General features: G+C 61.7%; 23 protein-coding genes. 12 read left to right on the top strand and 11 right to left on the bottom strand.

The genetic code is table 11. The features are described from left to right. The first annotated feature begins 40 nt into the window (after positions 1-40). Positions 41-799 carry an SDR family NAD(P)-dependent oxidoreductase gene (locus tag HU737_RS16305; protein ID WP_186557600.1) on the top strand — a complete coding sequence of 253 codons (759 nt, stop codon included), beginning with the start codon at positions 41-43 and terminating at the stop codon, positions 797-799. A gap of 118 nt (positions 800-917) precedes the next feature. Here HU737_RS16305 and HU737_RS16310 read toward each other — a convergent pair whose 3' ends face one another. The 7 genes from HU737_RS16310 to HU737_RS16335 form a co-directional block, all read right to left on the bottom strand. After that, positions 918-1787 carry an efflux RND transporter periplasmic adaptor subunit gene (locus tag HU737_RS16310; RefSeq protein WP_186557599.1) on the bottom strand — a complete coding sequence of 290 codons (870 nt, stop codon included), beginning with the start codon at positions 1785-1787 and terminating at the stop codon, positions 918-920. An 11-nt stretch (positions 1788-1798) separates the two neighbouring features. Next, positions 1799-2005 carry a DUF1656 domain-containing protein gene (locus HU737_RS16315; protein ID WP_186557598.1) on the bottom strand — a complete coding sequence of 69 codons (207 nt, stop codon included), beginning with the start codon at positions 2003-2005 and terminating at the stop codon, positions 1799-1801. Next, positions 1992-3980 (bottom strand): FUSC family protein, encoded by a 1989-nt coding sequence (locus HU737_RS16320; protein ID WP_186557597.1) that lies wholly within the window; start codon positions 3978-3980, stop codon positions 1992-1994. The genes HU737_RS16315 and HU737_RS16320 overlap by 14 nt, the downstream gene beginning before the upstream one ends. Positions 3981-4186: 206 nt before the next feature. Further along, positions 4187-4303, bottom strand: coding sequence for a cytochrome c oxidase subunit CcoM (gene ccoM / locus HU737_RS26365; protein WP_025340347.1), 117 nt, complete (start codon positions 4301-4303; stop codon positions 4187-4189). Positions 4304-4440: 137 nt separating this feature from the next. Further along, on the bottom strand, positions 4441-4602 hold the full coding sequence (locus HU737_RS16325) for a hypothetical protein (protein ID WP_186557596.1): 162 nt from the start codon (positions 4600-4602) through the stop codon (positions 4441-4443). A gap of 60 nt (positions 4603-4662) precedes the next feature. Further along, complete coding sequence (locus HU737_RS16330; RefSeq protein ID WP_186557595.1) at positions 4663-4989, bottom strand: aspartate-semialdehyde dehydrogenase; 327 nt, start codon at positions 4987-4989, stop codon at positions 4663-4665. A gap of 110 nt (positions 4990-5099) precedes the next feature. Beyond that, on the bottom strand, positions 5100-5798 hold the full coding sequence (locus HU737_RS16335) for a M949_RS01915 family surface polysaccharide biosynthesis protein (protein ID WP_186557594.1): 699 nt from the start codon (positions 5796-5798) through the stop codon (positions 5100-5102). Positions 5799-5921: 123 nt separating this feature from the next. On the opposite strand from HU737_RS16335, the gene rapA reads away from it, so the two are divergent. After that, complete coding sequence (gene rapA, locus HU737_RS16340) at positions 5922-8768, top strand: RNA polymerase-associated protein RapA (RefSeq protein ID WP_186557593.1); 2847 nt, start codon at positions 5922-5924, stop codon at positions 8766-8768. A gap of 234 nt (positions 8769-9002) precedes the next feature. After that, positions 9003-11267 carry a putative bifunctional diguanylate cyclase/phosphodiesterase gene (locus HU737_RS16345; RefSeq protein WP_186557592.1) on the top strand — a complete coding sequence of 755 codons (2265 nt, stop codon included), beginning with the start codon at positions 9003-9005 and terminating at the stop codon, positions 11265-11267. Here HU737_RS16345 and HU737_RS16350 read toward each other — a convergent pair. After that, positions 11167-12054, bottom strand: a complete 888-nt coding sequence (locus HU737_RS16350) for an NAD(P)-dependent oxidoreductase (protein ID WP_186557591.1) — start codon at positions 12052-12054, stop codon at positions 11167-11169. The genes HU737_RS16345 and HU737_RS16350 overlap by 101 nt on opposite strands. Before the next feature lie 254 nt (positions 12055-12308). On the opposite strand from HU737_RS16350, the gene HU737_RS16355 reads away from it, so the two are divergent. Then, a complete protein-coding gene (locus HU737_RS16355; RefSeq protein WP_372353335.1) occupies positions 12309-14426 on the top strand; it encodes a hypothetical protein in 2118 nt (705 codons plus the stop codon). 259 nt (positions 14427-14685) lie between these two features. On the opposite strand, the gene HU737_RS16360 is transcribed toward HU737_RS16355, so the two are convergent. Further along, positions 14686-14991: a DUF2288 domain-containing protein gene (locus HU737_RS16360; RefSeq protein WP_186557589.1), complete on the bottom strand. Its 306-nt coding sequence runs from the start codon at positions 14989-14991 to the stop codon at positions 14686-14688. Between the two features lie 359 nt (positions 14992-15350). Between HU737_RS16360 and HU737_RS16365 the strand changes: the two genes are divergently transcribed. From HU737_RS16365 to HU737_RS16395, 7 genes are all read left to right on the top strand, one after another. Continuing rightward, complete coding sequence (locus HU737_RS16365; protein ID WP_186557588.1) at positions 15351-16466, top strand: branched-chain amino acid ABC transporter substrate-binding protein; 1116 nt, start codon at positions 15351-15353, stop codon at positions 16464-16466. 186 nt (positions 16467-16652) lie between these two features. Continuing rightward, positions 16653-17576 (top strand): high-affinity branched-chain amino acid ABC transporter permease LivH, encoded by a 924-nt coding sequence (livH, locus tag HU737_RS16370; RefSeq protein WP_186557587.1) that lies wholly within the window; start codon positions 16653-16655, stop codon positions 17574-17576. Next, positions 17573-18829, top strand: a complete 1257-nt coding sequence (locus HU737_RS16375) for a high-affinity branched-chain amino acid ABC transporter permease LivM (RefSeq protein WP_186557586.1) — start codon at positions 17573-17575, stop codon at positions 18827-18829. Before livH ends, HU737_RS16375 begins: the two co-directional genes overlap by 4 nt. Further along, complete coding sequence (gene livG, locus HU737_RS16380; protein WP_186557585.1) at positions 18826-19593, top strand: high-affinity branched-chain amino acid ABC transporter ATP-binding protein LivG; 768 nt, start codon at positions 18826-18828, stop codon at positions 19591-19593. The genes HU737_RS16375 and livG overlap by 4 nt, the downstream gene beginning before the upstream one ends. Next, positions 19594-20295 (top strand): ABC transporter ATP-binding protein, encoded by a 702-nt coding sequence (locus HU737_RS16385; RefSeq protein ID WP_186557584.1) that lies wholly within the window; start codon positions 19594-19596, stop codon positions 20293-20295. Between the two features lie 210 nt (positions 20296-20505). Then, complete coding sequence (locus tag HU737_RS16390) at positions 20506-21180, top strand: COG3650 family protein (protein ID WP_186557583.1); 675 nt, start codon at positions 20506-20508, stop codon at positions 21178-21180. 103 nt (positions 21181-21283) lie between these two features. Further along, entirely contained in the window at positions 21284-22897 is a 1614-nt protein-coding gene (locus HU737_RS16395) for an NAD(P)/FAD-dependent oxidoreductase (protein WP_186557582.1), read from the top strand. 141 nt (positions 22898-23038) lie between these two features. Here the strand turns inward: HU737_RS16395 and HU737_RS16400 are convergent, their stop codons facing one another. Continuing rightward, positions 23039-23503: an outer membrane lipoprotein gene (locus HU737_RS16400; RefSeq protein WP_186557581.1), complete on the bottom strand. Its 465-nt coding sequence runs from the start codon at positions 23501-23503 to the stop codon at positions 23039-23041. 139 nt (positions 23504-23642) lie between these two features. On the opposite strand from HU737_RS16400, the gene HU737_RS16405 reads away from it, so the two are divergent. Beyond that, complete coding sequence (locus HU737_RS16405) at positions 23643-23876, top strand: hypothetical protein (RefSeq protein ID WP_186557580.1); 234 nt, start codon at positions 23643-23645, stop codon at positions 23874-23876. Here the strand turns inward: HU737_RS16405 and pdxH are convergent. Then, positions 23873-24520, bottom strand: a complete 648-nt coding sequence (gene pdxH, locus HU737_RS16410; RefSeq protein ID WP_186557579.1) for a pyridoxamine 5'-phosphate oxidase — start codon at positions 24518-24520, stop codon at positions 23873-23875. The two genes, HU737_RS16405 and pdxH, sit on opposite strands and share 4 nt — an antisense overlap. Between the last annotated feature and the right edge of the window lie 2 nt (positions 24521-24522).

Below are 24522 nucleotides of genomic sequence, written 5' to 3' on the forward strand. Positions count from 1 at the left end.
CAATAACCTGTTCCTCACAACCACCCATGAGGAGTTCGCCATGACTCGCAAGATTGCATTGATCACCGGCGCCAGCCGCGGCCTTGGTAAAAACACCGCCCAGCACCTGGCGGCGCGCGGCATCGATGTTATCGGCACTTACCACAGCAAAGCCGATCAAGCCTTAGCGCTAGCCGAACAACTGCAACAAGCGGGTGGGCGCGCCGCCATGCTGCAATTAGATGTCGCCGACAGCAGCAGCTTCGCAGGTTTTGCAGCACGTCTTAGCGACACCCTGGAGCAGCACTTTGGCCGTCGTCAGTTCGACTACCTGGTGAACAATGCCGGGATCGGCTTGAACGTGCCGTTCAGTGAAACCAGTGAGGCGCAGTTCGACCAGTTGCTGAATATCCAACTCAAAGGGCCGTTCTTCCTTACCCAGCAGATGTTGCCGCTGCTGGCCGACGGCGGGCGCATCGTCAACATTTCCACGGGCTTGACCCGCTTCGCCCTGCCCGGCTATGCCGCCTATGCCGCCATGAAAGGCGCCATGGAAGTGCTGACCCGTTACCAGGCCAAGGAGCTAGGCGCTCGGGGGATCCGGGTGAACATTCTCGCGCCAGGGGCGATCGAGACTGACTTTGGCGGCGGAGTGGTGCGCGACAATGCCCAGGTCAATGACTTCATCGCCGGCAATACCGCGTTGGGACGGGTCGGCTTGCCTGATGATATCGGTGCGGCGGTGGCGCTGTTGCTTGAACAGGGCAATGGCTGGATCACTGGGCAGCGGCTGGAGGTTTCCGGGGGGATGTTCCTGTAACGCTGTCGTCTGTTGCAAGGCTATCGCGGGGCAAGCCCGCTCCCACGCAATGGACTCTGCCCGAGCTGCGTGGGAGCGGGCTTGCCCCGCGATAGCGGCAGTACAACCGGCAAGCACTTCAAGGTTCGGCCTGATCCTCATGTACCTGCACACTGGCTGTCATCCCCGCGCTCAGGGTCACCCCCTGCGGCACCTGATCCAAGCGAATCCGCACCGGAATCCGCTGCGCCAGCCTCACCCAGTTGAACGTCGGCTCAACCTCAGGCAACAGCTGGCTGTCAGGGTTGCTGTTGGCGTCGGTGATCCCGCGGCTGATGCTCTGTACATGCCCCTGCATCGAATCGCCGGCCCCCATCAGCCAGACCTTGACCGAATCACCGACGCGAATGCGCGGCAACTTGGTTTCTTCGAAATAGGCCTGGATATAAAACGTCGAATCATCCACCAGGGCCATCACCGACTGCCCAGTGTTGACGTAGTTACCCTGCGCCAGGCGCAAGTTGGTGATGTGTCCACTACGCGGCGCGCGCACTTCGCTGCGCTCAAGGTTGATCTTGGCCACTTGTAACTGCGCTTGGGCCTCGTGCAGTTCACCGCGCGCCACCGCCGCGTTGATCTGGGCATTCTCGCGCAGCTCGGCACTGATCGCATCGGGGCCAAGCGCGGTGCGCCGCGCCGCTTCGCGTTCACGCAGGTGCAACTGGTGGGCGCGGGTCTCGGCGACCGCCTTGGCCTGGTCGAACGCGGCCTGGAAGCGCTCGCGGTCGATGCTCATGAGCACATCGCCCGCTTTCACCTGCTGGTTATCCTGGACCTTGAGCTCTCGCACCCAACCCGACACATCCGGGGCAATCACCACCACGTCGGCGCGAACCCGGGCGTCGCGGGTCCACGGCGTCAGCATGTAGTACTGCCAAAGGTGATAGCCGGCAAACACGGCGATGATCACCACACACAGGGTGACCAAGGTACGTACCGCTGTACGCATGGACTGACTCCTTACAAAGGCCCTAGCAGACGTACCACCAGGAACAAGATACAAACGAACAATGCCGCATCGAACAACGCTTCATGCCAGATCCAGCGCCCAAGCGGCGTGGCCTGCACCAGCAGGCGCAGCGCACCGGTCACCAGCAGCGCAATCAGCACGTAGATCAGAAACGGGCTGAGCAGCACACCGCCCACCGCCCATTCACGCAAGCCCATGCATTTCCTCCTGCCAACGGCACCACTTGCCCCAGCTCTTCTGTAACTGCAGCACGGCGCCCTCGGCCAGCCGCAGCGGGTCGCTCGGCGGCTGGCGGCGCAGGGCCGCGATGAATTGCTCACTGGCCGCATCCAGGCGCTGGCCGCGCCCCGGCGCCGGGCCTCTGGAAAGCACCGCTTCGACTTGCTGCAAGTATTGCCTTTGCGCCGCATCGAGCGGTGCCTGGGCCACAGCCAGGCACATGCGCAGGTGCACCAATTCATCGCCGATGTCCAGGCCGTGCAGGCCATCGTCCCAGCGTTTGCGCTGAGCTTCGGGCAGCTCGCTGGCATGGCGCGCCAGCTGCATCAGGCGGTCGGCCATGCGCCCGCCGAACCAACTGTCGGCGCCACGCAAGTCGCGGCGGGTCAGGCGAACCAGGTCACTCTGCGTCGCCGCGCGCAGCCGCCGGCCCAACCACGTTGGATGGCGGATCACCACCAGGCGGAAGGCCAATACCGCAGCGCCAACGCCCATCAGCATCGCCTGGGCGCTGTTGAGCATGCTCGCCACGTCAAAGTGCATGGCATTGAGCGGCGACACCAACACAATGAAATGCAGGCAATACGAGGTGGCGGTAGCGCCGGTGCGCGGATGGGCCATGCCCAGGGCGCCGAAGAACAGCGGCACGCCCATGGCTAAACAGAGCATGGCGAAGCTGCTCCACTGCGGCAGGAGAATCTGCCCCACCACAAACGCCACCGGGATCGCCAGGAAAATCCCGCGCAAGAAACTCAAGCCGATCTGTGCGCCGTTCTCACGGCTGGCGAACAGGCTACAGACCACGCAAGTCAGCACCAGCCCGCCAGGTGCCGACGGCCAGGCGGTGGCTAACCAGAAACTACTCATGACCAAAAACGCCAAGGCGCTGCGCGAGCCGAACAGCAGAGCCAGCGGCAGGTCACGATGCACGGCCAGACCTTGCGACATATCCTTGGGCGTCCTGCCCTCCTCGACATCCTGCAAAGCCTGGGTCGCCGCCATGGCGTAGTCCAGCAACAAGGCCATGCGCGCCAGGCAGTAATGTTCGGCAGAACTGATCTGCTCGTCGTGGGCGGCGTCCCAGATACGTTGGCGCAACAGCAACAGGCTCGGCAGTTCGGGCTGCGCCAACTGGGCGCGAACCTCATCCAGCCACGGCGAAAGGCGCTGGGCCTCCTGGTCATCGAGCTGGCGCCACTGCCGGCGTACCGAGCGCGAAATGCGCAGCAGCACCATCAGTTTCTGACTCAAGCCGCGAATGGCCCTGGCCCGCTGCCGGCCACTGCTGCCTTCAAACCAGGCGTGCTCGCGCTGCGAATCGATGGCGACGATCCGCCCCAGGATGTCCAGCAAGCCTTGGCGCGCGCCCTCCTCACCGCCGAGCATGGCAGTCGACGCTTGCATGCCGTTTTGCCAGGCCTGGCGCGCCTGCCCGCCAAGCTGCTGCTCGACCCGCATAGGCCAGAGCAAGGCGCTGGTAGCGGTTGCACAGACGATGCCCAAGCAAATTTCGGTGCAGCGCGCTACCGCCTGATCGAACACCTGCAGCGGATGATCGATGGCCGGCAAGGCAATGATCGCCACGGTGTAGCCAGCCAGCACGAAGGCATACGACCAGGCACTGCGCAATTGCGTGGAAGCGGCGGTGCACAGCGCCAACCACAGCGCCAGGGTAAGCAGGAACAGCCACGGCGTCTGTGCGAACAAGCCGATGAACACCACCGACATAGAGGTGCCGACCAGGGTCCCGGCCAAGCGCGCCAGGCCCTTCTGCACCACCATGCCTGACAAAGGCTGGGCGACGATAAAGGCGGTCATCAAGGCCCAGGACGGCTGCTCCAACCCCCAGCGCATGGCCAGCCACAACGCCAGGCCGCCGCCCAACAGGGTCTTGATGGCGAACTTGATGGCGAGGTTGCTGGGTGCGAACAGGGCCTGGAGGGTGATGGGCACGAATCGGACCTTGCGGGAGTGATGAGTAGAACGATAGACAACGCTGGCAAGGATAAAGCGGAAACGAATAATTAGCTAGCTAATCATCTTTATGTGTTGTTTGCGCTGTGCCCTGCTACGAGCGCGTCATCGACAAAAACCGCAGACAAAAAAATGGGCGACCGAAGTCGCCCTAAATGCCTTGCGTGCTCGTGAATCGGGAAGGATCAACGCGGTTTGCGTTTGTTCGAATCCTTCCAGATGAAAATGCCCAGACCGGCGAAGAACACCACCATCAACCCGACCGTTACCACACCCGCGATAACCACATTGTCGAAGAACATGTCGGCGCTCCCGTATTCGTTTGCCGTTGTCCGATGGGTGCAAGGTAACCAATGCGAGGGGGGAGGAAATTGACCGGGGTCAATGGTGCCCGAGGCCGGGCACGCGAGGCGGGCGCAGGGTTGACCTGCGTCAAGTTTCAGCGTTTCTTGGGCTTGCCCTTGGGCTTGTTCTTTTTGGCCTGGCTCAACGGCATGGCCTGCTCGAAGGCCTGGCGCACTTCATTGAGGCGCTTGTCCTTGAGGTCATGGATACGTTTGGCGCGCTCGGCACCGAAGTCGATCAGATTGTCTTCACTCATGGGCGGGCCCGACAGTCAGCAGAGACATGCATGATGAAGCCAGGCGCAGGCGTTGACCAGTCAGACTTCGATATCGACCAGCAAACCCTGCCTCGGACGCTCGCCGAGTGGCGCCACCGGAACAGTGTTATCGGCGTTGAGCTCTTCACCGGCAAGGGCTTCGTAACGCTCATCCTGGTTATTCTGCCGCCGCTGTTGCTGGCGGCGCTGCTCATCGCGCAGCAGCAGGGCTTGCTCGTCAGGGTCGCGCTTGTGCTTGAGGTCGATGGCGCTTTCGCCGGAAGCAGGCTGCGCGGGGACCACCGGACGAATATCGGGGGTCGGCTTGACCGGATCCTGTTGCGAGGTCACGGGGGCGGCACTGAGCGGGATGATCGGCGGCAGCATGGGGAAGTTCTCCTGTCGCTACTGTGTCGGCCAGCCTTCAACTGTCTTGAGCCTGTAGCCAGGCGATTGTGCGGCGCGTCACAGCGGCGCACCAGCAAGTATAGATGGGCTTACTGGGCTGGCTCCTCGTCCGGCTCATCCTCAGGCGACGGGCTGGTTTCGCTCCAGGGGCGCTTGTAGACCTGCTGCCAGACGCTATCGAGGTGCTCGCGCACCCCTTGCGGGGCGCTCTTGAGCGAGGCGCTGTCTTCGCGCTCTCCGCCAATGGGCTCCTCACCGGCCGGGGTAATCTGCGATTGTCCGGTGATGCTGTAAATGGCCTGGCCTTCGCGCATTTCGATGGCGATGTCATGGGGTTCGATACCGCCACCACAAAACGCATGGCTGGCCACGGTCAGCTCGGCGATGCCATCTTTATTAAGGTCGCTGACATCACTGACGTCGCTATAGAAGTCCACGTCCAGATCCAACCCCGGACACGTGGTCTCCTGCTCGATCTGCCAACGCGGCTTGAATGCATCGCTGTCCGAGCTGCGCGCATACAGGGTGGCCTTGAGCACCACCTTGTCGACTTCCTGCTCGCTCTCGGCATCGGTGGCCTGGCCATCGACCCGGCTCAGCACCAGTAGCCCTTCACCCTCACGGTCACGAAAGTGCACGCTCTTGATCGGCGTCTGCACGCCGAGCACTTCGAGCTGCTCGACCGGGATCGGTGGCAGGGTTTGAAAAGTGTTTTGGTCACAGGCGGCCAGTAGCAGCAAGCTGCCCAGGCCCAGGGAGGCGTTCAACCAGCGCTGCTTGGCAAGCATTCGACTTGGAGCCCTCGAGGTGTTGAGGTGTTCGTCGATGAAACAGCTAGACTCTTTATTCTTTGGTCTGCCCGGTCTATCCGTTAACATAGCCGGCTTTTCATCGGCGGGAGTTCAGGCAGTATGGCGCAGCAGTATCAACCGGGGCAACGCTGGATCAGCGACAGCGAAGCAGAGCTCGGCCTGGGTACCATCCTGGCGCAGGATGGCCGCCTGTTGACCGTGCTTTATCCGGCCACTGGCGACACCCGTCAGTATTCCCTGCGCAATGCGCCGCTGACCCGCGTGCGCTTCTCGCCAGGCGACCAGATCACTCACTTCGAGGGCTGGAAGCTGACCGTTCGCGAAGTTGAAGATATCGACGGCCTGATGGTCTACCACGGGCTCGACGGGCAAAACCAGCCGCGTACCCTGCCTGAGACCCAGCTGTCCAACTTCATCCAGTTCCGCCTGGCCAGCGACCGACTGTTCGCCGGGCAGATCGACCCACTGGCGTGGTTCTCGCTGCGTTACAACACCTTGCAGCACAACAGCAAACAGATGCTCTCGTCGCTGTGGGGCCTGGGCGGCTGCCGCGCCCAACCCATCGCCCACCAGTTGCACATTGCCCGCGAAGTGGCCGACCGGATCGCCCCGCGGGTACTGCTGGCCGACGAAGTCGGCCTGGGCAAGACCATCGAAGCCGGCCTGGTGATCCATCGCCAGCTACTGACTGGCCGCGCCAGCCGCGTGCTGATCCTGGTGCCAGAGAACCTGCAGCACCAATGGCTGGTGGAAATGCGTCGGCGTTTCAACCTGCAGGTGGCACTGTTCGATGCCGAGCGCTTCATCGAAAGCGATGCCAGCAACCCGTTCGAAGACGCTCAGTTGGCGTTGGTCGCGCTGGAATGGCTGGTCGACGACGAGAAAGCCCAGGACGCGCTGTTCGCCGCCGGTTGGGACTTGCTGGTAGTCGACGAAGCGCACCACCTGGTCTGGCATGAAGAACAGGTCAGCCCTGAATACGGCCTGGTCGAGCAACTGGCCGAGGTCATCCCCGGCGTGCTGCTGCTCACCGCCACGCCCGAGCAACTTGGCCAGGACAGCCACTTCGCCCGTCTGCGCCTGCTCGACCCGAACCGTTTCCACGACCTGGCCGCCTTCCGCGCCGAGAGCGAGAACTATCGCCCGGTGGCCGAAGCGGTGCAGGAGCTGCTCGAACAAGGCCGCCTGTCGCCCCAGGCCCACGCCACTATCCACGGCTTCCTCGGTGCTGAAGGCGAAGCGCTGCTGGCTGCGGTCAGCGATGGCGACAGCGAGGCCAGCGCGCGCCTGATCCGTGAGCTGCTCGACCGCCACGGCACCGGCCGGGTGCTGTTCCGTAACACCCGTGCTGCAGTCCAGGGCTTCCCTGAGCGCCAGCTGCACCCCTACCCGCTGCCCAATCCCGAGCAATACGCCGAGCTGCCCAACGGCGAGCGCGCCGAGCTGTACCCGGAGGTGGCCTTCCAGGCCCAGGGCCCGGGCGACGAGGAAGAACGCTGGTGGCGCTTCGACCCACGGGTCGACTGGCTGATCGATACCCTGAAGATGCTCAAGCGCACCAAAGTGCTGGTGATCTGTGCCCACGCCGAGACCGCGATGGACCTGGAAGACGCCCTGCGCGTGCGCTCCGGCATCCCGGCAACCGTGTTCCACGAAGGCATGAGCATTCTTGAACGGGACCGCGCCGCAGCCTACTTCGCTGACGAAGAGTTCGGCGCCCAGGTGCTGATCTGCTCGGAAATCGGCAGTGAGGGGCGTAACTTCCAGTTCGCCCACCACCTGGTGATGTTCGACCTGCCGGCCCACCCCGACCTGCTCGAGCAGCGTATTGGTCGTCTTGACCGGATTGGCCAGAAGCACACTATCCAACTGCACATCCCCTACTTGCAGGACAGCCCGCAAGAGCGCCTGTTCCAGTGGTACCACCTGGCGCTGAACGCTTTCCTCGCCACCTGCCCGACTGGCAGCGCCCTGCAGCATCGCTTCGGCCCACGCCTGCTGCCGCTGCTCGAAAGCGGTGAAACCGGCACCTGGGACAAGTTGGTCGCCGAGGCGAAAACCGAGCGCGAGAACCTTGAAGCTGAACTGCACAGCGGTCGTGACCGCCTGCTCGAGCTCAATTCGGGTGGTGCTGGCGAAGGCCAGGCGTTGGTTGAAGCGATTCTCGAACAGGACGACCAGTTCGCCCTGCCGATCTACATGGAAACCTTGTTCGATGCCTTCGGTATCGACAGCGAGGACCATTCGGAAAACGCCCTGATCCTCAAGCCGAGCGAGAAGATGCTCGACGCCAGCTTCCCGCTGGGCGACGACGAAGGCGTGACCATCACCTACGACCGCGCCCAGGCACTGTCGCGCGAAGACATGCAGTTCCTGACCTGGGAACACCCAATGGTCCAGGGCGGCATGGACTTGGTGTTGTCCGGTTCTATGGGCAACACCGCCGTGGCGCTGATCAAGAACAAAGCGCTCAAGCCGGGTACCGTTTTGCTCGAGCTGCTGTATGTCAGCGAAGTGGTAGCACCACGCAACTTGCAGCTGGGCCGATACCTGCCGTCGGCGGCGCTGCGCTGCCTGCTCGATGCCAATGGCAACGACCTGGCCGCACGGGTGGCGTTCGAAACGCTCAACGACCAGCTCGAAAGCGTGCCACGCGCCAGCGCCAACAAATTCATCCAGGCGCAGCGCGATGCGCTTGCGCAGCGGATTGCTGGCGCCGACGCGAAGATCTTGCCGGTCCATGTCGAGCGCGTGGCCGAGGCGCAACGGCGCCTGGCGGCTGAGGCCGACGAAGAGCTGGCGCGTTTGACCGCGCTCAAAGCGGTTAACCCGAGCGTGCGCGACAGTGAGATCGATGCGCTGCGCAAACAGCGGGTTGATGGCTTGGCCATGCTGGAGAAGGCGGCGCTGCGGTTGGAAGCGATTCGCGTGTTGGTTGCAGGCTAAATTTAAGGTTGTAACTATTGGGGCTGCTTCGCAGCCCATCGCTGGCTTGCCTGCGATGGGCCGCAAAGCGGCCCCAATTGCTTAGAGCCTACCGCTATTAAACCAATAACCAAATGGTAGAGAGCAAAATGCCATTAATCAGGAAGGCTTAAGCACCTCTTCCTATACTGCTTGCTGAACAGTCTCCATCCAGATTCCCTGGAGACGCGTGCAGGGTCGACGAAGAGGCAAGCAATGGACTGGCTGGGACTGCAATTGTTCGCCGATTTGCCGGCTACGGGACAGATCGTTCTCGACTGCCGTCACGAACCGTTCCTGGTAGCGCTCGCCTATCTGGTGGTCTGTGCGGCGTGCTTCGCCACCCTGGACATGGCCGAACGGCAAAGCAACAGCGAAAACCTCGGTGCGCGCCGGCAATGGCGCATCCTGGGTGCCTGTTGCCTGGCCGGTGGGGTATGGGCCATGCACTTCATCAGCATGCTGGCATTCCGCGCACCGCTGGAAATCCACTACGACGTGCCCATGACCGGGCTGTCCCTGTTGATCGCCCTGCTCGCCTCTTGGCTGGCGATGAACAGCCTGGACCGCAGTGAAATGCGCCCGCGTCACTATCTTCAGGCCGCCGTCTTCATCGGCCTGGGCATCACCTTGATGCACTACGTGGGCATGGCCGCCCTGCAAACCAGCGCTCAACAGTACTACCAGACCCACCTGCTGCTGGCCTCGTTGGGCATTGCCATCGCCGCCAGCCTGGTAGCCTTGTTGATGGCGCGCCACTTGCGCAACGGCAGTGGCACCTTGCACCTGGCCATGAAATATGGCGCCAGCGTGCTGATGGCGGCCGGTATCGTGGTCACCCACTTCACTGGCATGGCTGCCATGACCCTGGTGATCCCAACGGACGCCGCCCTCAGCCTGCCATCGACCGACAACAGCTTGCAAATGGGCTTGACCATCGCTTTCATCACCCTGCTGATCAGCGGCAGCAGCATCAGCGCCGCACTCGCCGACAAAAAACTGCAAAGCAAAGAACACGACCTGCGTCGGGTCAGCGTGCTGCTCAGCCAATTGGACCAAGCCCGTGTTTCGCTGCAGCAAGCCGCCCACTACGACGCCCTGACCAACCTGGTCAATCGCCGCGGCTTCAACCAAGTGTTTGCCGAGCGCCTGGCCGAACAAGCCGCCAACGACGGCATGCTGGCGGTGATGTTTCTCGACATCGATCACTTCAAACGCATCAACGACAGCCTCGGCCATGCCGCCGGCGACGACCTGCTCAAGGTCATCGCCAGCCACATCAAGGCCGCCACCCGCAGCCAGGACCTGGTGGCGCGCTTTGGCGGCGACGAGTTCTGCATCGTCACCAGCCTGAATAACCGCGATGAAGCACGCCAGCTGGCGCTGCGCATCATGCACCGGATGAAAGACCCGATCGATCTGGGCGGCCGGCGCATGGTGATGACCACCAGCATTGGCATCAGTATCTTCCCCGACGATGGCCGCAACGCCGAGGAGCTGCTGAAAAACGCCGATCTGGCCCTGTATCAATCCAAGGGCTGTGGGCGCAATAACCTGAATTTCTTCAATAGCGGCCTGCGTACCCGCGCCACCCTGGAGCTGCAATTGGAAGAGGAACTGCGCGTGGCCCTGCTCGAAGAGCGCGGCCTGTGCGTGCACTACCAGCCGATCTTCGATTTGCACAACGGCCAGGTAGCCAAGCTCGAAGCCTTGGTCCGCTGGCAGCACCCCCAGCACGGCCTGCTTGGGCCGGATCGCTTCATCGGGATTGCCGAAGCCAACGGCCTGATCGCCGACCTTGACCTGTGGGTGCTGCGCCGCGCCTGTGAAGACCTGGCCCAGCTCAATCGCCACGGCTATACCAGCCTCAAGGTGACGGTCAATTGCTCGGCATTGACCCTGGGCCGCGAAGAGCTGGCCACCGAGGTGGAACTGGCGCTGTTCCAAGCAGGCCTGTCGCCACGGCAATTGGAGCTGGAGGTGACCGAAAATGCCCTGATGGGCGACATCAATCGCACCATCAACCTGCTCAAGCGCATCCGCGCCCAGGGCGTGGCGCTGTCGATCGACGACTTCGGCACCGGCTATTCGTCACTGGCCTACCTCAAGCGCCTGCCGCTGGACGTGCTGAAGATCGACCGTTCGTTCATCCAGGACGTCCCGGCCAGCCAGAAAGACCGCGAGATCGTCCAGGCGATCATCATGATGGCCCACACCCTGCACCTACAGGTGGTCACCGAGGGCGTGGAAACCGTTGAACAACACGAATTCCTCGCCGCCCACAGCTGCGACTACCTGCAAGGCTACCTGCTCAGCCGCCCGGTACCGCTGGGCGAACTGCGCCCGGTGCTAGAACGCCTCGACCGCCAGGACAGCGACTTCAGTCCTTGTGTCGATACAGTTCTACCAGGGTCGCCGGATCTTTTTGCAGATACCCCTGGCTACCATGCAAACGCATCAATTGCGCGGCGAGGCCACTGAGCGGGGTTGCCGTGCCCTGCTCGCGAGAAAATTTCACGGCGGTATCCAGGTCCTTGAGCAAGGTGCGCACATGCCACTTGATCGGTTCGAAGCGGCTCTCGGCCATTTGCGGGGCAAGGATCTGCAAAGGCTTGGAGTCAGCGAAGCCGCCCGCCAGCGCCTCGGCGATCAGGCCGGCCTCGACCCCCGACTGCTCGGCAAGTGCAACCACCTCGGCGATCACCAGCGCATTGCAGGCGACGATCATCTGGTTGCAGGCCTTGGTCACCTGCCCTGCGCCAACGCCGCCCATGTGCGTCACCCGCTGCCCGAGGTTGAGCAGCACCGGGCGTGCCCTGGCCAAATCCTCGGCCGCACCGCCAACCATGATCGCCAGCGTCCCCGCCTCCGCCCCCGGAGTGCCGCCCGACACCGGTGCATCCAACCAGGCCATGCCACACAGCGCCGCCAGCTCCGCGGCCATTTCGCGGGTCGCGGTCGGCTCCAGGCTGGAGAAGTCCACCAGCAGCTGCCCGCTGCGCCCGCCCCGGGCCACACCCTGCTCGCCGAATACCACCTCGCGCACCACGGCGGTATCCGCCAGGCACAGCAGCACCATGTCGGTATCGCGGCATAGCTCTGCGGGGCTGGCAGCCAGACGGGCGCCCGCCTCGACCAGCTCGGCGCATTTGTCCGGGCTGCGATTCCATACCGTCAGCCGATAGCCCGCGGCCAACAACCGCCGGCACATCGGCAGGCCCATCAGACCGATTCCGGCGAATCCTAACGCAGGCAGTGCAGTACTCATGAACGACTCCAGATTAAAGAAGGGTGACAAACGGGCGATGTAATGCCATCGCGAAAGAAAAACCCTTAGAAGCTGTAAGGCAAACCCCTATCGCACCCGTAAATGGCGCACTGATACAGTCGCGAACTTCTCCGTGATGGCCAGATGATACTCACCTCTTCGGGCCAACCACTCCAGGCAAATGGCGCACTATGACCTCTACCAATAATTCTGCCAATGCGGTGCCCGAGTCGGCGATCCCCTCCACCGCGCTGATGACAGCAGCGCGTGAACCGCTGCCCACTCGCAGCGTGCCGGCGCAGCAGTACCTGTATTACACCGAGCAGGATATCCAGCGCATCCTCGACAACCTCGATGGCCTGCGCGACCTGGTGTTCCCCCAGAACGGCCACATCGAGGACGAAAGCCAACTGCGCCTGGAGCAGCAATTTCCTTCGGTGTGCCTGATCGGCCTTGGCCGCTGCGGCTCGAACATTGCCCTGGACGTGGCGGAGCTGGTCTACAACGCTCGCACCTTCTTCCTCAACGAGTTCAACAACGAGGATCGCCACAAAGGTGAATCGGGCTACAGCCCGGCACGCTGGATTCGCCAGAACCTACGCCTGGTGCAGAACAAAGGTGCAAAACCGGTGTTTCTGGTCGAGCCATTGGTGATGCTCGGTGACCTGGACAAGGACATCGCCGGGCGCATCCGCTTCTCGCGCAAGGGTGAGCGCGGCGGCTTCCTGCGGGACTACAGCAAAATGAAGATCATGGACCTGTCCGAGGTCCATGCCGGTGGTGCCGGTAACGCACCGATCCTCGGTCAGTACCTGGCCAAGATCATCCTCAACAAAGACACCCAGCGTTTCTCCAGCGCCGACTGGAAACTGATTCACTCGTACCTGATCGACTCCTGCGGGATCAAGGCCAACCAGTCGCGGTTGTACTTCTATATCTTCAGCGCCGGTGGCGGTACCGGCTCGGGCATGGCGTCGGAATTCGGCCTGGCCCAGCAGTACTCGTACATGAACAAGACCTTCGACACCAAGCCTGCCGACGAGAACGACGGCAAGAGCGGGCATTCGTTCGTCTTCGAACCGATCTTCACCAGCGGCATCTGCGTGCTGCCCAATGCCTCGGATCATCGCAGCGAAATGTCCGAAGCGCTGCACATCAACGCCGGTCGTCTGCTGTGCAAATACCTGTCCGAGGAATGGGACTTTTCCTATAACTTCGACAACGAAGACAGCAGCGAAGCCAGCGTCATGGGCCGCATCCGCCCGTGGAACGCGATGATGCTGATTTCCAACGACATCATGCGCTACGCCGAAGAAAGCGATGACGGCACCATCCAGAACATCGACGTCAACGCGATGGAGAAGCACGCCAACCAGTACATCTCCCAACAAATCTTCAACATCCTCACCGCCCAGGCGGTGACCACCGATTACGATCAGAACTACTTCCGCCGCGCCGGCATCGACATTGGCGAAACCATTCGCCTGGACGCCAATGACCTGTTCATGAGCCTGGCCGGCCCAGTGGCGATTGCCTATGCCGAATCGGTGGTGCCGGAGATCCCGGCGCAGGGGTCGGACAAGTTCAAGGTATTCGAGCGCGAAGCACCGCGCCTGGACATCGATGATCTGTTCTTCCGCTCCATCGACCTGCCGCACTTCAACAAGCAGACCCAGGCCATCGAAGGCATCAGCCTGCTGCCGATCGAGTCGCGCCGTTATCGCGCGGCGCTGGAGCAGTACCAGGCCTCAGGCTTCGACCCGGCGGCATTGCATGACCTGCACTTCTTCAAGAACTGCTCGTCGGTGGTATCGATCGTCTCGCTGCCCAAGGACTACAAGCTGTCGTACATGGACCTGAACCGGCTCAAGACCCACCTCAACAGCCTGTTCCCCAACACCACCCTCAAGCGTTACGCGCTGGTGATCGGCGCCTCGGCCAACCTGTCGCTGACCACCTTGATCGCCAAGAGCCCGTGTTTGTCGGACGACTTCCTGACCTTGATCGTAGCGTTCATCAAGCGCTGCTTCGCGCGTAACCCGTACCGCTTCGACGATACCCTGGACAACGCCATCCTGGAGTTCATCACCAGCGAGCACTTCGAGGAAGAGCGCATTGACGAGTTGCTCAATGAGTTCGAGAACCCGGCGAAGATCCTCGATACCAACTGGTATGCGATCAAGCCGATGTACGAGAAGAAGTACCGCGAACTGATCAACGACAAGAGCCGGTTTGTCTCGATCAATGACATTCGCTTGTCGCGCGAGTGCGTGAAGAAGGCGGTGAAATACCTGCGCGAGATCTTCCGCCACCGGATCGGTAAGACCCGGGTCATCTCGCTCAATAATCATACCGGGCGCGTCGACTACTGAGGCACTGGGGCCGCCGCGCGGCCCATCGCAGGCTGTCGCCAGCTCCCCCAGGTACAGCGCTGCAGGTGAGCGCGACGCGATGACTGTGGGAGCGGGCTTGCCCGCGAAGGGCCGCTCTGCGGCCCCATTACGCATTCCGTAAACTGTTACCGCTGCGCCGAATCAACCCGGCACTGTTACCAACTTCCACCTTACGTGCGCGTCAACACGCACTTATTTGATGCGCCTGCACATTTTCACGCACCAAAAAAGCGCGACATCACTGCGTTTTCTTCTCTTGCATCACCACGAACGGCGAAACCACCACCGCCCAGATCTCTGGATCGCGGCTTTGCAGGTCAAGCGCCTGCTCTGCCGACAATGCCCCAACAGTGCCATCACTACGCCACTTGGCGAAGATCTCGCTGCGATTCTCGGCCATCGCCTCGGCAACGGCGATCAGGTCCAACTCAGGCGCGACCCAAATCAGGTCACCCTTGGCCCAAAATCGTTCCAACGCGTTCCACTCGATGATTGCAGTCTCGCCGAGCAATTTGGCATAGAGGGTGCTTGTTTGATCAGTCATGGGTTCCTACCGGCAAAAATCGGCCAATGAAAAAGGTCGGCATTTTTGCAGAAAAACCCGGTTTCAAATACGTAAATTGGTCGATTGGTCCCGAACTTGTGGGGTGGGGCTGGTGATGCAGGCAAAGTGATGGCGCTTTTCTGTATCTTTGTGTCGATCAAGCGACACCTCGGCAATTTGGCGCTTTTCAGCCGCTTTTCAAGCGCTTGGACAGCGCTCTACACTGTACCGGTACAGTTCCGGGACATGTTCCGGGGGAAGGTGGGCTTGCGTCTGGCATGGCCATGCCGCAAATCCCGCCCGGTCTGTAGCCCTGGCCGCCAGGACTATAAGAATTACAACAGAATGAGTGGAGCACTATGATCAAGATTTCCAAGCTGTTCGCCGCAATGGTTCTGGCCGGGGTAGCCAGCCATTCGTTTGCCGCCGACACCATCAAGATCGGTATCGCCGGTCCCAAGACGGGTCCTGTGACCCAGTACGGCGACATGCAGTTCATCGGCGCCAAACAGGCCATCAAGGACATCAACGCCAAGGGCGGCGTCGATGGCAAAATGCTTGAAGCCAAGGAATACGACGACGCGTGCGACCCGAAACAGGCCGTGGCAGTCGCCAACAAAGTGGTCAACGATGGCGTCAAGTTCGTGATCGGCCACCTGTGCTCCAGCTCCACCCAGCCTGCGTCCGACATCTATGAAGATGAAGGCGTGATCATGATCACCCCCGCCGCCACCAGCCCGGAAATCACTTCCCGTGGTTACAAGCTGATCTTCCGCACCATCGGCCTGGACAGCGCTCAAGGCCCAGCTGCCGGCAACTACATCGCCGACCACGTCAAGCCGAAGGTCGTTGCTGTTCTGCACGACAAACAGCAATACGGCGAAGGCATCGCCACTGCGGTCAAGACCACCCTGGAAGGTAAAGGCACCAAGGTTGCCGTGTTCGAAGGCCTGAACGCTGGCGACAAGGACTTCTCCTCGATCATCCAGAAGCTCAAGCAAGCCAACGTCGACTTCGTCTACTACGGCGGCTACCACCCAGAGCTGGGCTTGATCCTGCGCCAAGCCCAGGAAAAAGGTCTGAAAGCCAAGTTCATGGGCCCAGAAGGCGTCGGCAACGACTCCATCTCGCAGATTGCCCAAGGCGCTTCCGAAGGCCTGCTGGTCACCCTGCCTAAGTCCTTCGACCAGGATCCTGCCAACAAGGCCATCGCCGATGCGATCAAGGCTGACGGCAAAGACCCAAGCGGTCCATTCGTGTTCCCAGCCTACTCGGCTGTCGAGCTGATCGCCGAAGGCATCAAGGCAGCCAAGTCCGAAGACACCGACAAAGTAGCCGAGGCCATCCACGCCGGTACCTTCAAGACTCCGACTGGCGACCTGTCGTACGACAAGAATGGCGACCTGAAAGACTTCAAGTTCGTGGTCTACGAATGGCACTTCGGCAAACCGAAGACCGAAGTCTCCCCTCAGTAACTGCGTGACTAAATAGCTGAGCTAACGAGCCCACTGTGCGAGCAGTGGGCTTTGTTTTACGAGGTTCATGGACCTGATTCCCGCGATCCGGGGGCCGGTTCACCTGAAAATCTTAAAACCGTCACTCGCGGTTTCCTGGCCTACCCCCGCCAGTGAAATGCAAATCAGGTTTTTAGGAGCGCTGTAATGCCTGAGATCTACCATTTCTTCCAACAACTGGTTAATGGATTGACCATCGGCAGCACCTACGCCTTGATCGCCATCGGTTACACGATGGTGTACGGCATCATTGGCATGATCAACTTCGCCCATGGCGAGGTGTACATGATCGGTTCCTATGTGGCCTTCATCGCCCTTGCCGGGCTGGCCATGATGGGCATCGACTCGCTGCCGATCCTGATGACCGTGGCGTTCGTCGCGACGATCTTCGTCACCAGTGCCTATGGCTACAGCATCGAACGGGTTGCCTATCGCCCCCTGCGTAACAGCAACCGTCTGATCCCGCTGATTTCCGCTATCGGCATGTCGATTTTCCTGCAGAACACCGTGCTGCTATCGCAGGACTCCAAGGACAAGTCCATCCCTAACCTGATTCCGGGGAGCATCTCCTTCGGCCCAGGTGGCGCGGAGGAAGTCCTGATTTCCTACATGCAGATCCTGGTGTTCATCGTCACCCTGGTGGCCATGACCCTGCTGACCCTGTTCATCTCCCGTTCTCGCCTGGGCCGCGCCTGCCGCGCCTGTGCCGAGGACATCAAGATGGCCAACCTGCTAGGCATCAACACCAACAACATCATTGCCCTGACCTTCGTCATCGGTGCCGCGTTGGCGGCGGTGGCGGCTGTATTGCTGAGCATGCAATACGGCGTGATCAACCCCAACGCCGGTTTCCTGGTAGGCCTGAAGGCCTTCACCGCGGCGGTATTGGGCGGCATCGGCAGCATTCCGGGCGCCATGCTCGGCGGGCTGGTGCTGGGCGTGGCCGAAGCCTTCGGCGCCGACATCTTCGGCGACCAATACAAGGATGTGGTGGCGTTCGGTCTCTTGGTTCTGGTGCTGTTGTTCCGGCCGACCGGCATCCTGGGCCGTCCGGAGGTTGAAAAAGTATGAACAAAAATCTCAAACAGGCGTTTTTCAGCGCCTTGCTGGTGTGGGCCGTAGCCTTCCCGGTGCTAGGCCTGAAGCTGAGCATCGACGGCATCAACCTGATCGTGCACAGCCAGGGGCCGTTCACCCTCACGGTGATCGCCGTGTGCTCGGTGCTGATGTTCCTGCGGGTGCTGTTCGACAAGCAGTGGAGCGCCGTCACCTCCAGAGGCTCGGACCGCAAGCTGATCTCGCCGGCAGTGAGCAACTTCCTCACTCTGCCCAAGACTCAGCGCTGGATCATCCTCGGCCTGATCGTAGTGGCGCTGGTGTGGCCGTTCTTCGGTTCACGCGGCGCGGTCGACATTGCCACGCTGATCCTGATCTACGTGATGTTGGGCCTGGGCCTGAACATCGTGGTCGGACTGGCTGGCCTGCTCGATCTGGGTTACGTCGGTTTCTATGCCGTCGGCGCCTACAGCTACGCGATGCTGTCGCACTACTACGGGTTGAGCTTCTGGATCTGCCTGCCGATCGCCGGCCTGATGGCAGCCACCTTCGGCTTCCTGCTGGGCTTCCCGGTATTGCGTCTGCGCGGTGACTACCTGGCGATCGTGACCCTCGGTTTCGGTGAGATCATCCGCCTGTTCCTGCGTAACCTCACCGATCTGACCGGCGGCCCCAACGGCATCAGCAACATCGAGAAGCCGACGTTCTTCGGCTTGACCTTCGAGCGGCGTGCGGCCGAGGGGATGCAAACCTTCCACGAGTTCTTCGGCCTGCCTTACAACTCGATCAACAAGGTCATCTTCCTCTACCTGGTAGCGCTGCTGTTGGCCCTGTTGGCGCTGTTCGTCATCAACCGCCTGCTGCGCATGCCGATTGGCCGCGCCTGGGAAGCCTTGCGTGAAGACGAAATCGCCTGCCGCGCATTGGGCCTGAACCCCACCGTGATCAAGCTCTCGGCGTTCACCCTGGGCGCCTGCTTCGCCGGTTTCGCCGGTAGCTTCTTCGCCGCACGGCAAGGGTTGGTGACGCCGGAGTCGTTCACCTTCATCGAGTCGGCGATCATCCTCGCCATCGTCGTGCTCGGCGGCATGGGCTCTCAGTTGGGCGTGATCCTCGCGGCCATCGTGATGATCCTGCTGCCAGAGCTGATGCGTGAGTTCAGCGAGTACCGGATGCTGATGTTCGGTGCGCTGATGGTGTTGATGATGATCTGGCGTCCGCAAGGCTTGCTGCCTATGCAACGTCCACATTTGGAGCTGCGTCGATGAGCCGCGAAATTCTGCAAGTCAGCGGCCTGAGCATGCGCTTCGGCGGCTTGTTGGCGGTCAACGGCGTGGCCCTGACCGTCAAGGAAAAACAGGTGGTGGCGCTGATCGGCCCGAACGGCGCCGGCAAGACCACGGTGTTCAACTGCCTGACCGGCTTTTACAAGCCAAGCGGCGGCACCATCCTGCTCGACGGCCAGCCGATCCAGGGCCTGGCCGGCCACCAGATCGCCCGCAAGGGCGTGGTGCGTACGTTCCAGAACGTGCGTTTGTTCAAGGAAATGACCGCGCTGGAAAACCTGCTGATTGCCCAGCACCGGCACTTGAACACCAACTTCTTCGCAGGCCTGTTCAAGACTCCAAGCTTCCGCCGCAGCGAGCGTGAGGCCATGGAGCGCGCGCAGTACTGGCTGGAGAAGGTCAACCTGACCGAGTTCGCCAACCGTACCGCCGGCACCCTGGCGTACGGCCAGCAGCGACGCCTGGAGATCGCCCGCTGCATGATGACCCAACCGCGGATCATCATGCTCGACGAGCCAGCCGCTGGCTTGAACCCCAAGGAAACCGAAGACCTCAAGGCACTGATCGGCTATCTGCGCGAATCCCACAACGTGACCGTGCTGCTGATCGAGCACGACATGAAGCTGGTGATGAGCATCTCCGACCATATCGTGGTGATCAACCAGGGTACGCCCCTGGCCGACGGCACGCCGGAGCAGATCCGCGACAATCCTGAAGTGATCAAGGCCTACCTGGGGGAAGCGTAAATGCTCAAGTTCGAAAACGTTTCGACCTTCTACGGCAAGATCCAGGCACTGCACAGCGTCAACGTCGAGATCAACCAGGGCGAAATCGTCACCCTGATCGGCGCCAACGGTGCCGGCAAGTCGACCTTGCTGATGACCCTGTGCGGCTCGCCCCAGGCGCATAGCGGCAGCATCAAGTACCTGGGCGAAGAGCTGGTTGGCCAGCCTTCCTCACACATCATGCGCAAGAGCATCGCGGTGGTCCCCGAAGGCCGCCGGGTGTTCGCTCGCCTGACGGTCGAGGAAAACCTGGCCATGGGCGGCTTCTTCACCAACAAGGGCGACTACCAGGAACAATTGGACAAGGTCCTGGAGTTGTTCCCGCGCCTGAAGGAGCGCTACATCCAGCGCGGTGGCACCATGTCCGGCGGTGAACAGCAGATGCTCGCCATCGGTCGCGCGTTGATGAGCAAGCCCAAGCTGCTGCTGCTCGATGAACCGTCGCTGGGCTTGGCGCCGATCATCATCCAGCAGATCTTCGACATCATCGAACAGCTGCGTCGTGATGGCGTGACGGTGTTCCTGGTCGAGCAGAACGCCAACCAGGCGTTGAAGATCGCTGACCGTGCCTATGTGTTGGAAAACGGCCGGGTGGTGATGCAGGGCACTGGTGAAGCGTTGTTGAGTGATCCAAAGGTACGTGACGCGTATCTGGGTGGTTGATCGACATTGCACACAGAAAGGGCCTTCGGGCCCTTTTTTCATGGGCGCCCGAACCTGCTGTAGCAGCCCACTCTCCCACACCAGGGTGAGCGTGGGAGCGGGCTTGCCCCGCGATAGGGCCAGCACCGCCACAACGCAAATGCCCTTGTGCCCCGCGACCATGCTGGGTAACGTGCCCACTTCATCCGCTGTGACCCCGGAGCCTCATCCATGCGCCTCACCCCTCCCCTGTTGCTCGCCGCCCTGCTGCCTCTGTTCGCCGGCTGCCAGATACTGGCGGACAAACCGAGCGATCCAGACCTCGGCACCACGCGCATGCAGGGCGAACTGAGCGCCAGCGGTGGCAAACTGCTGTTCAAGCCGTGCAGTGAAAGCCGCTTGTTCGTGGTCAATGACGCCGGCACCACCGGCATTCTGCAAGAAGCGGCAAACCTGGCCGATGATGCCGGCGACAAGCTGTTCGCCGATGTCCGTGCCCGCCTGACCGGCAGCAAGCAGGCCAATACCGATGGCCAACTCGACGTCCGTCGCCTGTATCGCCTCGAGCCTTCGACCAACGCCTGCGAAGACCCCAACTTCAAACAGCTGACCCTGCGCGCCGGCGGCCATGAGCCGGAGTGGGACATCAAGGCCAGCGGCAAGGGCATGGTGCTCAACCGGGTCGGCCAAGAGCCACTGCCACTGCCCTTTCTGGAAGAACAAGTCCCTGGCGGCGGCCTGACCCTGAGCAGCGAAGCCAATGGTAAACAGGTCGAGCTGTGGGTCTCCCCGCAGCGCTGCGTCGACAGCGCCACCGGTGCCATCCGCCACCTGCGCGCGCAGCTGAAGATCGACGGCCAGACCCTGCAAGGCTGCGGTTACTATGGCGGCGCTCGCGACAACTGATCGTCGGGCACTTTTATCCTGCCAGTCAGGGCGGCGAACAGCTTATACTTGGCGGTTTGAGTAAAGCCGCCGGCCGCCCATGGCCGGGATACTGGACCCTGCCATGCTACGAATCACCGAACTGAAGCTGCCCCTGGACCATCCCGACGAAGCCCTGCGCGAGGCCATCGTCCAGCGCCTGGGCATTCGCGATGACCAACTGCTCAGCTTCACCCTGTTCAAGCGCAGCTACGACGCCCGCAAGAAAAACAGCGAACTGCTGTTCATCTATACCATCGACCTGCAGGCGGCCAACGAAGCCGAGCTGCTGGCCAAGTTCGCTGACGATCGCAACATCAGCGTGGCGCCAGATGTCAGCTACAAGTACGTCGGCCAAGCGCCGGCCAACCTTGACCAGCGTCCGCTGGTGGTGGGCTTTGGCCCCTGCGGCATCTTCGCCGGGCTATTGCTGGCACAGATGGGCTTCAAGCCGATCGTACTCGAGCGCGGCAAGGAAGTTCGCCAGCGCACCAAGGACACCTGGGGCCTGTGGCGTAAAAGCGTGCTCAACCCTGAGTCCAACGTGCAGTTCGGCGAAGGCGGCGCCGGGACCTTCTCCGACGGCAAGCTCTACAGCCAGATCAAAGACCCGCAGCACCATGGCCGCAAGGTCCTGGAAGAGTTCGTCAAGGCCGGTGCGCCGGACGAGATCCTCTACATCAACAAGCCGCACATCGGCACCTTCCGCCTGACCGGCATGGTCGAGAACATGCGCGCCGAGATCATCGCCCTGGGCGGTGAAGTGCGCTTCGAGCAAAAGGTCAGCGACCTGCTGATCGACGGCGAACAGCTCACCGGCGTGGTGCTCGACAGCGGCGAACAGCTGCACTCGCGCCATGTGGTCCTGGCCCTGGGCCACAGCGCCCGTGACACCTTCCGCATGCTGCATGGCAAGGGCGTGTTCATGGAGGCCAAGCCGTTCTCGGTCGGTTTCCGTATCGAGCACCCCCAGACCCTGATCGACAAGGCTCGCCTGGGCAAATACGCCGGTCACCCGAAGCTGGGCGCCGCCGACTACAAGCTGGTGTACCACGCCAAGAACGGTCGTTCGGTGTACAGCTTCTGCATGTGCCCGGGCGGCACCGTGGTCGCCGCGACCAGCGAGCCAGGCCGGGTGGTGACCAACGGCATGAGCCAATACTCGCGTAACGAGCGCAATGCCAACTCCGGCATCGTTGTGGGTATCGATCCGGAGCGTGATTATCCGGGTGGTCCACTGGCTGGCATTGAACTGCAGGAGCGCCTTGAAGCGCACGCCTACGTGATGGGTGGCAGCAACTATCAGGCGCCGGCGCAACTGGTTGGTGACTTCGTTGCCGGACGTCCTTCGACCGCGCTCGGTAGTGTCGAGCCGTCGTACAAGCCGGGGGTGACCCTGGGTGACCTGGCGCCGAGCCTACCAGACTTCGCTATCGAAGCGATTCGTGAGGCGCTGCCAGCCTTCGACCGGCAGATCAAGGGCTATAACCTGCACGATGCAGTCCTGACCGGGATTGAAACCCGTACCTCTTCGCCGCTGCGTATCACCCGTGATGCGAGCTATCAGAGCGTCAATCTCAAGGGGCTGTTCCCCGCGGGTGAAGGCGCAGGCTATGCCGGCGGGATTCTCTCGGCGGGCGTCGATGGGATTCGTATCGCAGAAGCGGTGGCACGCGATATCCTCGGGCTCAACGGGTAACCTGGCGTCAGCCATCGCGGGGCAAGCCCGCTCCCACGAGCTTACTTGCGCGTCATCGTGGGAGCAGGCTTGCCCCGCGATAGGCAATAAAAAACCCCGACCTGCGCTGCCAAGTCGGGGTTTCGTTTTTCAGCGAATTGCTCAGTGGGTCACACGGCTGGTGCCGTCGACGGTGACGATGCGCACACGCTCACCCACGCGGAAAATTTCGTTTTCCTGCACCGCCTGTACATAGGCGCGCATATTGCCGTCGTCTTCACGCACGGTGACTTCGACACCCTGGGTACGGGTAATACCCTCTTCGGCGGCAGAACCCGCCAGGCCACCAGCCACTGCGCCGATTACCGCAGCGACGATGCTGCCACGGCCACCACCAATAGCACTACCGGCAACACCACCGACGATAGCGCCCGCGCCACCGCCGATTGGGGTCTTGGTGCCTTCGATCTTCACCGGGCGCAGCGATTCGATGGTACCCATGCGCACGGTTTGCACGCGGCGGGCCTCATCACGGGAATAGCTGTCACCGGTCAGGCTCGACGCACAGCCGCCGAGCAACAGCGACAGGGTGGTGAAGCTCGCCACCAGCAATACAGATTTACGCATGGGTTGAATCTCCATAAGTCAGGTGTCCATTAGACTCCGCAGGTTGACGGCTGTCACGACACATACGTTACAAATTTGTTTTCATTCAGCTCTGGTACAGCCGCCGTGCTGTCACTATTTAGTCAGACCAAGGATAGCCATGGATTACTTCATCGTCTTGGTAACAACCGTCGCAGGCCTGTATTTCCATGGCTGGCTGTATCTACGCATGCGCCGCTGGATGGACCGCGACCTGGCGTTGTCGATGGCTGGAAAGGATGATGATAAACGCGCCTACATGCTGCAGCGCCTGGAGCTGGCGCGGGCGCAAAAGATCAAACGCAAGGCATTGGCGGCCTGGCTGGAACGCGAGGCCGCCAACTATCGGGCTTAAGGTGCCAGGCGCTCACGCAGCCATTGGCCCTCGACGTGGCGATAATTCAGGCGGTCATGCAGGCGACTCGGCCGCCCCTGCCAGAACTCGATGCGCTCAGGCAGCAACCGATAACCGCCCCAATGCTCCGGGCAGTGCGGCTGGCTGTCGGAGAAGCGCGCTTCAGTCGCCTTGACCAAGCCTTCCAACTGCTCACGCCCGGTAATGACCTGGCTCTGCGGCGATGCCCAGGCGCCTAGGCGACTGCCCAGCGGACGCACTTGGTAATAATCGTCCGACTCCTGCGCGGTAACTTTCTCCACTCGCCCTTCGATCCGCACCTGACGCTCCAGCGCCGGCCAGAAGAAGGTCATGGCAGCGAAGGGATTGGCCAACAGCTGCTGGCCTTTGGCGCTGTCATAGTTGGTGAAGAAAGTGAAACCTCGCTCATCCAGCCCCTTGAGCAACAGCACCCGGCAATGCGGGCGGCCGTCGGCATCGACTGTGGCCAGGGTCAGGGCATTGGCCTCCACCGGTGGCTGCTCGGTCTTCACCGCATCAGCGAACCATTGGTGGAACAGGGCGAACGGCTCGCCCGGAGCCTGGCTTTCAACCAGGCCATCACGGGTGTAGTCGCGGCGCATATCGGCCAGGGATTGGGTCATGA

The organism is Pseudomonas urmiensis (assembly GCF_014268815.2).
Classification (GTDB): domain Bacteria; phylum Pseudomonadota; class Gammaproteobacteria; order Pseudomonadales; family Pseudomonadaceae; genus Aquipseudomonas; species Aquipseudomonas urmiensis.